A 15,766-nucleotide genomic window follows, 5' to 3' on the forward strand; every position below is an offset into this window, starting at 1 on the left:
ATTTAAATAGACAATTCTTCTGATAGGTCATACATTTTCTTATCAATCGTGTGCTTCTTCGATAAGGCATCGATGATATCGTAATCAACCAGTTTATTTTCCTCAATGCCAACAGCCCTGCCACCTAAACCTTCAAGAAGCAATTCGACTGCGCGGGCGCCAAGCCTGCTTGCCAACACACGGTCAGACGCAGTAGGAGAGCCACCACGTTGTACATGACCCAGAACCGTAACACGCGTTTCGAACCCTGCTTTCGCTTCTATCTGTTTGGAAATCTCCATAGCACTGCCTACACCTTCTGCCACAACGATGATACTATGCTTTTTCCCGCGTTCATGTCCCCGGTTCAGCTTTCCTATCATCTCTTCCATATCGAAATCGTATTCCGGGCATAAAATGGTCTCAGCCCCTCCTGCAAGACCGGCCCAAAGAGCAATGTCACCGGCGTTTCGGCCCATCACTTCAACCACATACGTCCGTTCGTGGGAAGTAGCTGTATCCCTGATTTTATCAATCGCATCGATGACCGTATTAAGGGCTGTATCAAAACCAATCGTAAAGTCCGTTCCCGGAATATCGTTATCGATCGTTCCCGGAACGCCAATGCAAGGAAAACCTCGTTCCGTCAATGCCTTCGCTCCAAGGTAAGACCCGTCACCGCCAATGATGACGATGCCCTCAATACCCACTTTTTTCAGTTGTTCGATTGCCTTTAACTGTCCCTCTTCCGTTTTGAATTCAGGACAGCGGGCAGTATGTAACATCGTGCCTCCGCGGTGTATGATATCCCCGACAGAACCAAGCTCAAGACGTCTTATGTCGCCATTGATCAACCCTTCATAGCCATGGTAGATGCCATAGACCTCCATTTCATGAAAAATCGCTTTCCGGACGACTGCCCGGACTGCAGCATTCATGCCTGGAGAATCCCCTCCACTTGTTAATACCCCTATTTTTTTCATTATGTTCACCTCTCCTACTGCGCTAATGACATAAAACTTTTCAATAACCTCATTGTACCCTTTTTTCACCTAAGATAAGCAAGGAACTCTTCTTACTGCTTAATCCAATGTATTAAGACTAACGTATTCTGAACAGAAATTGAAGTAAATTGCGTTAAAGATTGTTTTATTTCCCAAAATAGGAATCAATTTAGTCACCTGGGTATTTAAGTATCATATTAAGGTTGAAAAAACGTGTTGCCTGCCGGCAGCACGTTTTTTCTTGGCCATGTATTTATGAATGTTGTTTTACTTCCAGTATCGGTCCTTCTGGCTGTCCTTCAAATTCATATTCACCGATATTTTTAAATTTCATATAACGCTGATTGATCAGTTCCTCACTATTCAGGGAAAGAAGCTCATTGATTGATTGCTTCAATATATCCTTAATCGCTTTGGCTTGCTCCTCGGCATCGCGATGGGCCCCGCCTTTCACTTCAGGGATGATTTCATCAATGACTCCCAATCGGTTGAGGTCAGGAGCCGTGATTTTCATGGTTTCGGCTGCACGCTTGGCTTGGGAAGCATCCTTCCACAAGATAGCGGCTGCTCCTTCAGGAGAAATGACAGAATAGGTGGAGTTCTCCAGCATATAAATCCGATCCGCTACTCCTAGAGCCAAAGCACCACCACTTCCACCTTCACCAATGACAATACTGATAACAGGTACATTAAGTCCTGCCATTTCAAAAAGGTTTTTTGCGATGGCTTCACTCTGGCCACGCTCTTCCGCTGCTTTACCAGGGAAGGCACCCTTCGTATCTATGAAACAAATGATGGGGCGATTGAACTTTTCGGCCTGTTTCATCAGACGTAAAGCCTTTCGATAACCTTCAGGATGAGGCATACCAAAATTACGACGGATATTTTCCTTTGTATCCTTACCACGCTGATGGCCGATGATGGTCACAGCACGTCCATCAAATTCCCCGATGCCGGCTACGATGGCTTCATCATCACCATAGTATCGGTCACCATGGAATTCCATGAACTCATTAAATATAAGAGGGATATAATCAAGTGTTGTCGGACGGGCTGGGTGACGAGCGATTTGCACGCGATCCCATGGCTTTAAGTTATTATAAATGTCCGTTTCCAACTTCTCGAGACGCTGTTCCAAGCTTTCAATTTCAGCTGTCAAATCAACATCTGCTCCCTTTGTTATTTCCCTTAGTTCTTTAATCTTGCTTCGAAGCTCTGTGACAGGGCGTTCAAATTCCAATTCGTAAATCATAACCATTCACCACCCGGGGCATGAATTTTCAGGATCGTTGTCAAGGTATCTTTCATTTCCGTCCGTTTAACCACAGCATCCAATTGGCCATGCTTCATCAAAAATTCAGCTGTTTGGAAATCTTCAGGAAGATCTTCATGGATCGTTTGTTCAATGATCCGTCTTCCAGCGAATCCTATCAGGGCACCAGGTTCTGCAAGGTTAATATCCCCAAGAGATGCAAAGCTGGCTGAAACGCCACCAGTTGTAGGATGGGTCATCATCGAAATGATCAATCCACCTTCATTGCTGAACATTTTAAGGGCAGCACTTGTTTTGGCCATTTGCATGAGGCTCAGAACACCTTCTTGCATTCGCGCCCCACCAGATGCGGTAAAAATGATGAACGGTATCTTCAATTCGCCGGCCCGTTCAATCGCCCGTGTGATTTTTTCCCCAACGACGGACCCCATACTTCCCATCCGGAAATTGGAATCCATGATGGCCGTTGATATTTGGAAACCATTTATGCTTCCTACCCCTGTAACCACTGCCTCATTAATTTTGGCCTTCACTTTATCCTTTTCCAGCTTTTCCAGATAATCCGGGAACTGAAGGGGGTTAACGGAAATCATTTCTTTATCAAATTCAGTGAAACTATTGGCGTCGAAAAGAAATTCTATGCGCTCATGAGAGGACATGGAATGATGGAACCCACAATGCAAACAGACTTTTACGTTTTTCACTAATTCTTTTGTATACATGATTTTTTTGCAACCTGGGCACTTCGTCATAATTCCTTCAGGTACATCCTGTTTTTCACGATCTAAAGGAACCGTTGCATATTTCTTCTTAGATTTTGCAAATAGCTCTTTAAGCAAGTCTAATCCTCCCTTTGCCACCAAACCTCTTTTTAAAGAAACTTTGGTCCAAACTATATCAGAAATATATTCAAAATCGTGTAAAATGCTGTCACTCTTCCTTCGACAAATTTCTGATTTTAGTAAGGTATGCTTCGATGGCTTTTTCTTCATCACGTTCAAGCAAATATGTAAGCAACAAAAGATAATCTTCTTTTTTCGTTTTTGTTTTGATTTGCTCTGATGCTCTAGCATAGCTGTTGACAATACGCCAAATTCTTTCAAGCAAACGATTGCGATTTAATATGGCGATCCTCAAGAAGAAATCATCATCATGGAATTCTTCTACCTTGACCCAGTCCATTAACGATTTAACCTCTTGGGCCGTGGCGAAGAAGGCCACGATCTTCAAACAATCGATTTCAATTAACCGTTTGGTCTCGGCTAAATCTTCTTGAACTTTTTTATCTTGCAAAAAAAAGGTTCCCAGAAGCTCGACTAACTTATGCTCCTGGAAATCCCTAATAAACGTTCCTTCACCACGTCTAGTTTCTATCAATCCTAAAAGCTCTAGTGCTCGCAATGCTTCACGGACAGATGAACGTCCAACATTCAGACGGTCGGATAACTCCCGTTCAGAAGGAATTTTATCGCCCGGTAAGAGGTTATCCGATTCAATCATGCTCCGTAGGCTTTCCACAACATCGAGATAAATTTTGGTTGAAGAAGTACGTTCTGCCAAATTAGTTATTCCTCACTTTGTCCAATGTTTGCTAGTTTTCTTGTTTTTTCTTTAATTTGTTCTGGATCCGCGTGAATTCTTGCAACCCCGGTTTCCATAGCCGCCTTTGCCACAGCTGCAGCGACTGCAGGTGCAACTCTAGCATCAAAAGGTGCGGGAATAACATAGTCTTCATGAAGTTCATGCTCTTCTATTAAACCTGCAATCGCCTGTACAGCCGCCACCTTCATTTTTTCATTGATATGTGTGGCACGTACATCTAAAGCGCCTCGAAAGATTCCAGGGAAAGCCAGTACATTATTGACCTGATTTGGGAAGTCAGAGCGACCTGTCCCCACCACTTTGGCACCCGCAGCTTTCGCTTCCTCCGGCATGATTTCAGGATTGGGATTAGCCATGGCGAAAATGATTGGATCTTCGTTCATGGAAGAAATCATATCCTTATTCAAAGCTCCCGCCGCAGACACACCGATGAATACGTCCGCTCCCTTGATAACAGTCGCAAGGTTTCCTTGAACCTTATCCCGGTTGGTTACTTTCGCTACTTGTTCTTTTATATCATTCATACCTAACGTACGCCCTTCATAGATGGCACCTTTCGTGTCACACATGATAATGTCACGCACTCCATAGCTATAAAGCAACTTTATGATGGCAATGCCTGCCGCTCCGGCACCACTGGCCACGACTTTAATTTCCGTTATCGATTTTCCTACAAGACGCAAAGCATTTACAAGACCGGCCACGGTTACAATTGCTGTACCGTGCTGATCATCATGAAATACAGGAATATTCATTTCTTTTTTTAATCGTTCTTCGATTTCAAAACAATTCGGTGCTGCAATATCTTCTAGGTTCACTCCGCCGAATGTCGGTTCGAGCAATTTGACGGTCTCTACAATCTTATCCACATCCGTCGTTTTTAAACAGATTGGAAATGAATCCACTCCCGCAAAACTCTTGAACAAGACAGCTTTGCCTTCCATGACAGGCAAGGCGGCTTCAGGACCGATATTGCCTAGGCCCAACACTGCCGTTCCATCAGAAATAACGGCTACCGTATTCCCTTTCATTGTATAGTCATAAACGGTTTCAGGTTTTTCGTAAATTTCCTTACATGGTTCGGCGACACCAGGAGAATAAGCCAAGCTTAAATCCACTGCATTCCTAACTGGTACTTTCGAAACGGTTTCTAATTTCCCTTGATTCAAGCGATGCATATGTAATGCTTCTTCTCTTAATGTCATATTCTCACTCCTAGAACGAATTGGGCAACCCGGAAATTATGCTGAAATCTAGTGGTCAGACCACATGGGCCTGCATTCAATATAACATACCTGATAAAGTTGTAAAATAGTTATTCTCTCTTATAAACGACATTTCCTTTTCCTAACAATCCATTTAAAAGATCGATTAACTTATCGCTCGGGTTGACCCAATCCCAATAGGATAGCTGTACATAGCGGTTTTCCCGCTCATAAAATAGCATGACCTTCGTTTCGCCAGTATGCTGGATTAATATTTTTTTTATTTTTTGAAGAGTGTCTTTTGTTTGCTTTTCCGCTTCAATCTTCAAGAAAAGCGTTCCGTTTTTTTTCTGTGCCATATCTTTCACTTGGTCCAACGGATAGACATATTGGATGATGAGCTGCGTTTTTCCGCTCCGCTCCTCCAATGTACCTTGAAGCATGGCCAACTGTCCGTGATTCAAGATGGCAGAGTAGTTTTTATACACATTGGGGAATACGACGGCTTCAAGATCGCCTTCTTCATCACTGACAGTCAAGAATGCCATGACATCCCCCTTTTTCGTACGAATGGTCTTAACCGCCGTGATGTACACGCCAAGCAGGATTTTTGCCTCTTTCTTACTTAATGCTTCATCGATGGTCAAGCAACCGAAGTGGCCGAAAATTCCTTTATAGCTCGTCACGGGATGATTGGAAAGGTATAGGCCAAGTACACTCTTTTCAAAGGATAACTTGTCCTCCACCGGAATGGGATCGACATGATTGTATTTAGGCTTTAGCGAGAATTCGCCATCCGAAAACATATCGAATAAATCATCATCCGGATTGACCAATTCGGTATGGCTGATTGCGACATCCAGGCTAGCTAGCAAGGTGGCACGGTCTTCGCCAAATTCATCAAAGGCACCTGAATGCACCAATGCTTCCAATACCTTTCGATTGACAATTTTTCCCGACACCCGCAAACAGAAATCGAATAGGTCCCCGAATTTCTTTTGGCGTCTAGCCGCAAAGATTTCCTTCAGGACCGTCCCACCGATTCCTTTTATGGCACCAAGACTGAATCGAATCCCTTCTTTCTCCGGTAAAAAAGGATAGCCGCTTTCATTAATGGAAGGAGGCAGCACGGAAATGCCTTTCTTCTTGGCTTCACGGACATACTGGGCAATCTTATCATCATTTCCGACGGCAGAGGTCATGAGGGCAGCCATGAAATACTCATGATAATGGGTTTTCAAATAGGCAAGCTGATAGGCAATGACACTGTATGCTACAGCATGGCTCCTGTTGAATCCATAATTGGCGAACCGGACGATCAGGGTATAGATGTCGTCCGCTGTTTTCTCGGAATACCCTTGCTTCAAGGCACCATTCACGAAATGCTCCCTCTCCTGGTCCAATACTTCCTTTTTCTTCTTCGAGACGGCACGCCTTAATAAATCGGCCTCTCCCAGGGAGAAACCGGCAAGTCGTGATGCAATCTGCATGATCTGTTCCTGATATACGATGACGCCGTATGTAGGATCGAGAATCTCCTTCAAATCCGGATGGTGATATTCTATTGGGACCAGCCCGTGTTTGCGCTCGATGAAAAGTGGAATGTTTTCCATGGGACCTGGACGATATAAGGCATTGACCGCGACGATATCTTCAAAACGGTTTGGCTTCAGGTTCATTAACACCTTCCGTATCCCATCCGATTCGAACTGGAACACGCCCGTCGTTTCACCCCGTCCCAGCATGGACAGGGTCTGCGGATCATCCATGGGTATATGGGACAAATTCAGTTTTTTCCCCATCCCCTTTTGGATGTTTTTCAAAATATTATCCAGGAGCGTTAAATTGCGCAGACCTAGAAAATCCATTTTCAGAAGGCCGAGTTCCTCGAGGAGGTCCATTGGATATTGAGTCAGGTGGATGCCATCATGCCCTTCCTGAATCGGGATATGCTCAGTGAGCGCCTGATCGCTTATGACGACACCAGCCGCATGTGTGGAGGTATGGCGTGGAAGCCCCTCAAGCAGAAGTGCCGTTTCAAAAAGCTTCTGGTTCCGCTCACTTTCCTTTATGAAGTCCTGTAATCGCTTGGATTCTTTTAACGCTTCAGGCAAGGTGATCCCAAGGCGTCCCGGGATCATTTTCGATACCATTTCCTGCTCTTTTGTATTCAAACCGAAGACGCGTCCGGTATCACGCAACGCCGCCTTTGCGGCTAAAGTACCAAATGTGATGATTTGGGCAACATGCAATTCCCCGTATTTCTTCGCGACATAAGCAATCACTTCCTCGCGGCGGTTATCCGGGAAGTCAATATCGATATCGGGCATCGTTACCCGCTCAGGATTTAGAAATCGCTCGAACAGCAGAGAATGTTCGATTGGATCGACATCCGTAATCGACAGAACGTAGGCGACCATCGATCCTGCTGCAGACCCCCGTCCCGGCCCCGTCAAAATCTGGTGGTCCCTTGCAAATTTCATGAAATCCCAAACGATTAAGAAATAATCGCTGAATTTCATTTGCTTAATGACAGCCAATTCAAAGCGCAGACGCTCTTCATATTGGATAGATGGTTCAGGTATTCGTTTCTTCAAGCCCTGGAAGCAGAGGGTTTCGAGCATTTCTTCAGCCGTAACTCCAGTTGCTGTAGGGTATTTGGGTAGCAGGGAACGATGAAAAGGAATAGTAAGATTGCATTGCGCGGCTATATGTAGCGTATTTTGAAGGGCATCCGGCAAGTCACTGAACCGTTCAGCCATTTCAGCACGGCTTTTCATATAAAACTGTGTGGATGGAAGCACCACCCTCGTTTCGTCCGCCAGCTTGTCGCCATTACCGATGGCCAGTAGCGCTTCATGTGCCAGTGCATCACTTTGGTTCAAGTAATAGACCGGGTTCGTCGCTACAAGCTCGATTTTCAGCTCTTTGGCCAATTGACAGATTGCTTGTATTTGCTGCTCCTCCTTGGCAATATCCAGCCGTTGAAGGGATAAATAAAAGTTATCATGTCCGAACACTTTCAAAAATTGCTCGGCAGCTTTCCTCGCCTCCTCGGGCCTTTCTTCTTCCAATAACCTTTCGATTTGCCCTTCCGCACCCGGGGAAAGCGCAATCAATCCCGTAGAATAGGCTTTAAGCCAATTAAATGGAATGCCCGACGGAGATTTCGTTTTGATAGCACTGCTTATTTTCAGCAGGTTTTGGTAGCCTTGAAGATTTCTTGCTAGTAAAAGAAGAGGATGTGCGGCATCTTGTTCATCTAGAACATCCGCGAGAATCCCGATAATCGGTTTTATCCCCTGTTTTTTGCATTCCTTATAAAAATAAACCGATCCATACATAACATTTCGGTCGGTTAATGCTAGACTCGTACAGCCATCCGCTTTCGCTTTAGCCACAAGTTCACGAATTTTCACCGTACTGCTCAGCAGGCTGTATCCGCTCTGAATATGGAGATGTGTATACACGTTTTTTTCTCCCACCTTTGAAAGGGCATGTTTCTTTTTATTATAGTGTTTATTTCAAAAAAAGAAAATATGTTCTCATTGCCAATCAGGTTCGTCCACTTTGATTTTCACAGGCTATCATATTACCTCCGCGCTTCCCATATAAATAGAGTAGAAGAATATCAAGCCAAAAAGGATGATGATACATGAACGAAGCCTTTGTTCCGGCATTTATCAACAGTTTTTTCATCGCGCTCGGCGTTTTGCTTGGCGGGTCGATCATTGGCGGACTGGCGGCTTTTTTCACGGGACAAGCCCCGATGACGACCGTTTTCCGCTTATCGGACAGCCTAAGGATTTGGGCGATCGTCGCTGCCATCGGAGGGACCTTCGATATGGTCTATAATTTTGAACGTGGCATTTTCCACGGACAAACAAAGGATATCGTGAAGCAGGTGCTATTGATCCTCTCCGCCCTCGGGGGTGCACAGACAGGAGCGTTAATCATCAATTGGTTCACACAGGAGCATATTTCACCATGAGGATCCCCCCTTATCATCGGCTTCCCACCTGGCAGCGTTTTTTTGCCGGTGCAGCATTAGGCGGACTGCTCAGCTGGGTGATTTTCTTTTACATGTACGGAGTGCAGCAGGAAACGCAGATCCGGATCATTCATGAGCAAAGAGAAGAGATGAAGGATTTGACCGAAAAAATCGCGATTTGGGAGCAGGATTACAAAAAATTAAATCAGCAAAACGAAGAGATTTTAACGATTCAAGAAGTCGAGGTGAAAATCACCAACGGGCAATTTTACAGCCTCGATAAGCTGAGTATCGCCGATGCCGAGGATGTCATAGAAGATGACCTCTCTTCCCTTCTCGCTAAAGATGTCGTAAGTGTATATAACGGAAAAGTGCTGCTTAAGAAGTCGATTGAAAACAAAATCATCGAGATTAATAAGAAACGGTACGAACTGGAAGTCAATGAAATTATGTTTTATACAAAAATGAATATTGAACTCACAATCAAGAGGGCGAAATGATGCTATTGGAGAGGTGAACGATGAACCCAATCTTAAACCAAATCGGTGCGGTCTTTATCCCGGTTCGTAATATTGAAGTGGCCCGCGATTGGTATTCTGACCTGTTGGGCATCCCGGTGACCGGGGATATTTTATTCGGGCACCTGTATGCCTTGCCTATGATCGGAACGGGCATTGTTTTGGACAGTAAGATATTTTCCGAAGATCGCATTTTCAAAGTCCCTCCCTTTCACTTCAACACGACGAACGTCATCGAAGCGTACGAATATATGAAAGGGAAAGTAGAATGTACAACAGGAATCGAACATGACCGATGGTTCAATTTCAAAGATCCCGATGGCAACCAGCTAAAAATTTCCCAACATCGTGAATATCTACATGGCAAAAGACCAAATTCAAGATGATTTGGTCTTTTTGCTTTTCTTATTCGGCTTTGTTTACCTCTTCTAGATCAGCCAAAATATCATCCACTGCATCCCAAGAATAAATAGAGGCCCCTGCTGCAAATGGGTGTCCGCCACCATTGTATTTCCTGGCGATCATGTTGATGATTGGACCTTTAGAACGGAAACGAACCCGGATCTCCTTTTCTTCTTCAATGAAAAAGACCCAAGATTTCACGTTTTTAATCGAACCCAGCGAGGAGACAAGCTGGGAGGCTTCTGAAGGCGTCGCATGAAATTTTTCCAGGATATCCTTCGTGATGATCATCTTCCCTGTTCCGTTTGGTAGAATCTCGAAGTTTTGCAGCACATAACCATTCAGGCGGGTAATGCTTTCATCGACATCATACATCTCTTGATATAACTGTGGACGGGAGAATGAATAATGAATCAACTCACTTGCATAGGCGAATGTTTTCTCGGTCGTGCTTTGAAAAAGAAAACGTCCCGTATCACCAACGATACCTGCATAAAGTAGACGGGCTGCCTCATCGCTCATCTTCAATCCTTGATCTTTACCAAATAGATAAAATTCATAAATCATTTCACTCGTCGAGCTAGCGGACGTATCGACCCAACGCATGTCTCCATAGGGATCTTCGTTTGGATGGTGATCAATCTTGATCAGCTTATCCCCTGTCGGATAACGGCTGTCGCAGATTCGGTCAGTATTGGCGGTGTCACAAACGATGACCAAAGCCCCTTGGTACATTTCATCCGAAATCACATCAAGCCTCCTTAAATAATGTAACGAAGGCTCTTCTTTCCCGACCGTGAAAATGCGCTTCTCAGGAAATGACGCCTTCAGAATTTCAGCCAATCCCCCTTGCGAACCATAAGCATCCGGGTCAGGCCGGACATGGCGATGAATGATAATCGTATCATAACGCTTTATATCTGCTAAAATTTCAGCCTTCATATAAATCTCCTTTTTATATATGTTATTGTACAAATTAAGACGATATATTTTATTTAATCAAAAAATTGGCGAAATAGGAAGGCTCATCTTGTTTTAGGTGGCAATCTCTAGAGTTTCCCGCTACAATAATAAGGTACATATGTTAAATTGGGGGAATTATAAACCATGCCTATCCTTGTCACCTTGATCGTTCTGTCACTAGGGATTTATGTATTTTACAAAATTAAAATGGTACGCACGAAAATGCCGATGGAGAAAAAGTGGATTTCAGGAAAATCATCCATTGCCCTCGGTGCCTTTGTAGCCTTATTTGGAGTCAATCAGCTTTTCCTTTTCCAAACGACCGTTACATACATCATTGCTGCCGTATTCATTGTTGTCGGACTATTCAGCGTTTGGGGCGGTTACAAAATGTATAAGTTCTACCTCCCACATGCCATTGAAGAAGCCACAAATCAAAGAGGATAATCGAATTCGATTATCCTCTTTCGTTAGTTAAGAACGATCAAGCAACTGACATGTCAGCATGGCTTTCCCTACAAGCTTGCCTTGGTTAAATACCTCGACATCCACTTTCCCGAACTTACGCCCCACATCCAGGACACGCGGATGAATTTCAAGCGTACTGTCGATCTGAACAGGCTTGATGAAGTAAATCGTCATATTTTCAACGACTAAATCGCCGCGTTTGTAGCCTCTGAGTGCACGATTGGCTGAATCCGTAACCAGTGTCGTGAACACCCCACTTGAAATCGTACCAAGATAATTGGTCATTTGAGGTGTAACACCATAGCTATACACTTCTTGTCCCTTGCCTTGGTTTGACGTCATCACCAGCTGGCTCGTGATCGTATCGTCAATCGTTTCACCGACCTGTGGCTGTCTTTGGCTCATCTGTAACGCCTTCAGTACATCCTGCCTGCTCACGATCCCTTTCAGGATGTGACTGTCACTAACGACTGGAATCAACTCGATTCCTTCCCACACCATCATATGGGCAGATGAGGCAACACTCATTTTATCGCCTACGGTCATCGGATTCTTCGTCATCACCTTATCAATGAGCGTCGTTTCTTCTTGGCCCATGACATCTTTTGAGGTGACCATACCCTGAACCTTCATGTTTTCATCAACGACAGGGAAACGGCTATGACCCGACTCCTGATTCAATTCATGCCAATTTTGAACCCGATCACCCACGGTTAAGAAGGTCGTTTCCTGAACGGGCGTCAAAATATCCTCTACCAATAGGATTTCCTTTTTGATCAATTGGTCATAAATGGCCCGATTGATCATGGTCGCGACAGTAAAGGTATCGTAACTCGTTGAAATGACCGGCATCTCCAATTCATCGGCCAATATCTTAACGGATTCTTCGGCATCGAACCCACCGGTAATCAGCACCGCTGCACCTGCTTTTAATGCGTGCTCATGCGCCTGGGTACGATTCCCTACAATCAACAGGTTTCCTGCACCCGTATATCTCATCATCGCTTCAAGCTTCATCGCACCGATAACGAATTTATTTAACGTTTTATGAAGACCCGTTTTTCCACCTAAGACTTGTCCATCAACTATATTGACTACCTCGGCAAACGTTAGCTTCTCAATATTCTCTTTTTTCTTTTTCTCAATACGGATCGTGCCGACCCGCTCAATGGAACTTACATAGCCTTGATTCTCCGCCTCTTTAATCGCACGGTATGCCGTGCCCTCACTTACATTCAGGACTTTGGCAATCTGGCGGACGGAAATCTTTTCACCAACCGGAAGTCCATCGATATGTTTTAATATTTGTTCATGCTTTGTAGCCAAGCGCTTCACCCTTTTCACGGTATTCCTATATCCCATTATAAGGTCAAAGAGCCTAGATTATCAAACAACTACTGATATTCACGCAACCTTTTCTTTTGATGCTGCCGTTTCACTTTCCGTTTTGCAGGTGAATACAGAATGCCTGTCAAATTCCCCGCCACGGCTAATAGCGCGAACAAAAGCCAAGTTCCCCCAAACAAACTCTCTGGGCCCCCGCTTTCCAACGATAGGCGCGGAACTGCATAATACAGCATCACACCGCATAAAAGCAAACAGAGCAATAACCTTTGCTTCATCCAACCCCCTCCTTCATTCCATCCCTTAATTTTATGCAAGAGGATGAATAAAAAGAATGGAGCCTACAGGGGATTTTTAAGCTTGTCGACGAGACATACTACATCCATGCTTCTTGATCATTCATTTCCTATATAAAAAGGAGCCTCCGAATCAGGCCCCTGTTGTTGTGTCATTATAAATCGATTGCATCTCCGGGTTCCATAACCAGTCCATTTTTTGCTTCTAGTATATCGATGAATTTGTTAGGATCCTGTTTGATGACCGGGAACGTGTTGTAGTGGATCGGCACGACCTGCTTCGCCTGGAGGAATTTTGCGGCAAGCGCTGCATCATCCGGCCCCATTGTGAAGTTATCGCCGATAGGCAGAAATGCCAGGTCAATCGGATGTCTTTCCCCAATCAGTTTCATGTCGGAATAAACGGCCGTGTCACCAGCATGATAGATCGTTTTTCCTTCTACAGTCAACAATACGCCGGCAGGCATCCCTAGATAGATGATCTGACCATCTGCCGTATTGAATCCGGTTCCATGAAATGCAGGGGTCAATTTCACAGTGCCAAAATCAAATTCATAAGCACCACCAATGCTCATGCCATGTGTCCTGACGCCTTGATTTCCTAAATAAACGGCTATTTCAGCAATTCCGATGACAAGGGCATCGTGCTTTTTCGCTAATTCCACCGTGTCACCAATGTGATCATTATGACCATGTGTTAAGATGATTACATCCGGCTTTACGTCCGCCACCTTTAGATCCGTTAGTTCATTTCCAGTGATGAATGGGTCAAAAAGAATCGTCTTGCCATTGGTCTCCACTTTCACGATGGCATGTCCATGAAAAGATACTTTCATTAAATGATGCTCCTTTCCGATACACACTTTTTTGAATTTTTTCAAAAGCTTTACCATTTACTATTTAAATAGTTATTGCTAAGGTAATTATATCCTATCTATGGAGGAATCGTCATGAATAAACATTTGAAAGAACTACAAAACTGGTTGCAAACCAATGAGTTGGACGCAGCCATTCTAACTTCTACCGAAAACGTCTTTTATTGCAGTGGATTCTTTAGTGACCCGAATGAAAGACTGCTGGCACTAGCCATTTTCACGAATGCAGAGCCATTTTTGGTTTGTCCGCAAATGGAAGTGCCTGATGCCAAGAATGCTGGATGGCAAGGCGAGATCATTGGCTACACCGATATCGAAGATCCATGGTTGAAAATCCAGAAAGCGGTTAGTCAACGTGGATTATCCTTGAAGAAAATCGCGATTGAAAAACAACATATGAATGTGGAACGCTATGAAAACATACAGCATCATTTTGATGCGCCGGTACTCGTTTCAGCCGAGGAGAAGCTACAAAAGATGCGAATGATCAAATCCGAAGATGAAATGGTCAAGATTCGTGAAGCCTGCCGACTTGCCGACGTGGCTATCGAAGTCGGAGTCAGCGAAATCCGTGAAGGGAAAACCGAAATGGAAATCCTGGCTGCAATTGAATTCGAAATGAAGAAGGTCGGCGTTAGCCAAATGTCATTCTCTACAATGGTCCTGACTGGAAAGAACGGAGCTTCGCCTCATGGAACACCAGGGGCATCGAAAGTTCAGCGTGGTGACCTCGTTCTTTTTGATCTAGGTGTCGTATATGAAGGGTATTGCTCAGACATCACCAGGACCGTCGCGTTCGGGGACATCAATGACAAGCAAGCCGAGATCTATGAAACGGTTCGAAAAGCGCAGGAAGCTGCCATTGCAGCAAGCAAACCCGGTGTTGCTTGTTCCGAGATCGACCGGACTGCCAGAAGCATCATCCAGAACAAAGGCTACGGCGACTATTTCCCACACCGTCTTGGGCACGGACTTGGCATTAGCGTCCATGAATATCCATCGTTAAAGGAAACGAATTCACTTAAGTTGCAAAAGGGCATGGTTTATACAATCGAACCAGGTATCTATGTTCCGGAGGTGGCAGGCGTGAGGATAGAGGATGATCTGTATATAACCGAAACAGGTTGTGAAGTCTTGACCAAATATCCGAAAAGCCTCCAAATATTAAGATAGACTTCACCAAAAATTCGTAAATTTGTTACAATTGAATAAGGAAAATTATAGTATAATGGGAGTGAAGTAGAAGGAGGAGATTCATGATGGGTACGATAGATTATAAAAATATCCTTGTAGCGGTGGACGGTTCTGAAGAAGCAGAATGGGCCTTAAAAAAAGCGATATACCTTGCAAAACTAAGTAACGCGACTCTAGTTCTGGCTCATATCGTCGACACCAGGAATTTCCCGACTATCGAAGCTTACGATATGACTATCCGCGATCGTTCTGAAACCTTTGCCAATGACTTATTGGAAAAGTATAAAACAGAAGCGGTTGCCTCTGGCATCACTAACGTAATTACGGAAGTGGAGTATGGTTCTCCTAAAGTCAAAATACCAAGAGACTTAGCGAAAAAACATACGATTGATTTAATCGTTTGTGGTGCGACTGGACTTAATGCCGTTGAACGTTTCTTGATTGGAAGCGTATCAGAAGGTATTGTTCGCCACTCAAATTGTGATGTCATCATTGTCCGTACTGATAAAAACTAAAATTTTTAAAAAAAGATCGTACACCAAATCGGTGTACGATCTCAGTTTGTCGACAAAAGGGGTCCGGAATGATTTCATTCCGGACCCCTTTTTGATATTTTCTTGAAATTTCGCTCAAAATTTAGAATATAGGTCTC

The 15,766-nt window shown here is 44.2% G+C and carries 17 protein-coding genes; 6 read left to right on the forward strand and 11 right to left on the reverse strand.

Translation table 11 applies throughout. The annotated features are described in order from the left end of the window. Positions 1 to 2 precede the first annotated feature (2 nt). From pfkA to ACQKL6_RS08160, 7 genes are all read right to left on the reverse strand, one after another. Positions 3 to 962: a 6-phosphofructokinase gene (gene pfkA, locus ACQKL6_RS08130; protein WP_402874373.1), complete on the reverse strand. Its 960-nt coding sequence runs from the start codon at positions 960 to 962 to the stop codon at positions 3 to 5. Between the two features lie 274 nt (positions 963 to 1,236). Then, positions 1,237 to 2,235, reverse strand: a complete 999-nt coding sequence (gene accA / locus ACQKL6_RS08135) for an acetyl-CoA carboxylase carboxyl transferase subunit alpha (protein ID WP_427590630.1) — start codon at positions 2,233 to 2,235, stop codon at positions 1,237 to 1,239. Then, complete coding sequence (gene accD, locus ACQKL6_RS08140) at positions 2,232 to 3,095, reverse strand: acetyl-CoA carboxylase, carboxyltransferase subunit beta (protein WP_402874367.1); 864 nt, start codon at positions 3,093 to 3,095, stop codon at positions 2,232 to 2,234. Before accD ends, accA begins: the two co-directional genes overlap by 4 nt. 91 nt (positions 3,096 to 3,186) lie before the next feature. Further along, on the reverse strand, positions 3,187 to 3,816 hold the full coding sequence (locus ACQKL6_RS08145) for a FadR/GntR family transcriptional regulator (protein ID WP_427590631.1): 630 nt from the start codon (positions 3,814 to 3,816) through the stop codon (positions 3,187 to 3,189). 5 nt (positions 3,817 to 3,821) lie between these two features. Beyond that, positions 3,822 to 5,063: an NAD(P)-dependent malic enzyme gene (locus tag ACQKL6_RS08150; protein ID WP_402874363.1), complete on the reverse strand. Its 1,242-nt coding sequence runs from the start codon at positions 5,061 to 5,063 to the stop codon at positions 3,822 to 3,824. 110 nt (positions 5,064 to 5,173) lie between these two features. Next, on the reverse strand, positions 5,174 to 8,533 hold the full coding sequence (gene dnaE / locus ACQKL6_RS08155; protein WP_427650946.1) for a DNA polymerase III subunit alpha: 3,360 nt from the start codon (positions 8,531 to 8,533) through the stop codon (positions 5,174 to 5,176). A gap of 85 nt (positions 8,534 to 8,618) precedes the next feature. After that, positions 8,619 to 8,891 (reverse strand): hypothetical protein, encoded by a 273-nt coding sequence (locus ACQKL6_RS08160; protein WP_402874647.1) that lies wholly within the window; start codon positions 8,889 to 8,891, stop codon positions 8,619 to 8,621. Here ACQKL6_RS08160 and ACQKL6_RS08165 point away from each other — a divergent pair. Genes ACQKL6_RS08165 through ACQKL6_RS08175 form a run of 3 tightly spaced genes read left to right on the forward strand, consistent with a single transcriptional unit; the run spans position 8,776 to position 9,958 of the window. After that, positions 8,776 to 9,054, forward strand: a complete 279-nt coding sequence (locus ACQKL6_RS08165; protein WP_402874635.1) for a YtrH family sporulation protein — start codon at positions 8,776 to 8,778, stop codon at positions 9,052 to 9,054. The two genes, ACQKL6_RS08160 and ACQKL6_RS08165, sit on opposite strands and share 116 nt — an antisense overlap. Next, a complete protein-coding gene (ytrI, locus tag ACQKL6_RS08170; protein WP_402874357.1) occupies positions 9,051 to 9,554 on the forward strand; it encodes a sporulation membrane protein YtrI in 504 nt (167 codons plus the stop codon). The genes ACQKL6_RS08165 and ytrI overlap by 4 nt, the downstream gene beginning before the upstream one ends. A gap of 20 nt (positions 9,555 to 9,574) precedes the next feature. Further along, positions 9,575 to 9,958 (forward strand): VOC family protein, encoded by a 384-nt coding sequence (locus tag ACQKL6_RS08175; protein WP_427650947.1) that lies wholly within the window; start codon positions 9,575 to 9,577, stop codon positions 9,956 to 9,958. Between the two features lie 19 nt (positions 9,959 to 9,977). Here ACQKL6_RS08175 and ACQKL6_RS08180 read toward each other — a convergent pair whose 3' ends face one another. Continuing rightward, positions 9,978 to 10,916, reverse strand: a complete 939-nt coding sequence (locus ACQKL6_RS08180) for a DHH family phosphoesterase (RefSeq protein WP_402874350.1) — start codon at positions 10,914 to 10,916, stop codon at positions 9,978 to 9,980. A 165-nt stretch (positions 10,917 to 11,081) separates the two neighbouring features. Between ACQKL6_RS08180 and ACQKL6_RS08185 the strand changes: the two genes are divergently transcribed. Beyond that, positions 11,082 to 11,384: a YtpI family protein gene (locus ACQKL6_RS08185; protein ID WP_402874347.1), complete on the forward strand. Its 303-nt coding sequence runs from the start codon at positions 11,082 to 11,084 to the stop codon at positions 11,382 to 11,384. Positions 11,385 to 11,411: 27 nt separating this feature from the next. On the opposite strand, the gene ACQKL6_RS08190 is transcribed toward ACQKL6_RS08185, so the two are convergent. The 3 genes from ACQKL6_RS08190 to ACQKL6_RS08200 all read right to left on the reverse strand — a co-directional run bounded on the left by ACQKL6_RS08190 (position 11,412) and on the right by ACQKL6_RS08200 (position 13,881). Continuing rightward, complete coding sequence (locus ACQKL6_RS08190; protein WP_402874345.1) at positions 11,412 to 12,731, reverse strand: DRTGG domain-containing protein; 1,320 nt, start codon at positions 12,729 to 12,731, stop codon at positions 11,412 to 11,414. Positions 12,732 to 12,799: 68 nt separating this feature from the next. Then, on the reverse strand, positions 12,800 to 13,027 hold the full coding sequence (locus ACQKL6_RS08195) for a hypothetical protein (protein WP_402874343.1): 228 nt from the start codon (positions 13,025 to 13,027) through the stop codon (positions 12,800 to 12,802). Positions 13,028 to 13,200: 173 nt separating this feature from the next. Beyond that, complete coding sequence (locus tag ACQKL6_RS08200; protein ID WP_427650948.1) at positions 13,201 to 13,881, reverse strand: metal-dependent hydrolase; 681 nt, start codon at positions 13,879 to 13,881, stop codon at positions 13,201 to 13,203. Positions 13,882 to 13,995: 114 nt separating this feature from the next. On the opposite strand from ACQKL6_RS08200, the gene ACQKL6_RS08205 reads away from it, so the two are divergent. Together ACQKL6_RS08205 and ACQKL6_RS08210 are read left to right on the forward strand one after the other, a co-directional pair. Continuing rightward, positions 13,996 to 15,093 carry a M24 family metallopeptidase gene (locus ACQKL6_RS08205; protein WP_427650949.1) on the forward strand — a complete coding sequence of 366 codons (1,098 nt, stop codon included), beginning with the start codon at positions 13,996 to 13,998 and terminating at the stop codon, positions 15,091 to 15,093. Between the two features lie 83 nt (positions 15,094 to 15,176). Continuing rightward, a complete protein-coding gene (locus tag ACQKL6_RS08210; protein ID WP_402986602.1) occupies positions 15,177 to 15,629 on the forward strand; it encodes a universal stress protein in 453 nt (150 codons plus the stop codon). The last annotated feature ends 137 nt before the right edge of the window (positions 15,630 to 15,766 follow it).

The sequence above is a fragment of the Peribacillus sp. NPDC097197 genome (genome assembly GCF_050278025.1).
GTDB lineage: Bacteria > Bacillota > Bacilli > Bacillales > DSM-1321 > Peribacillus.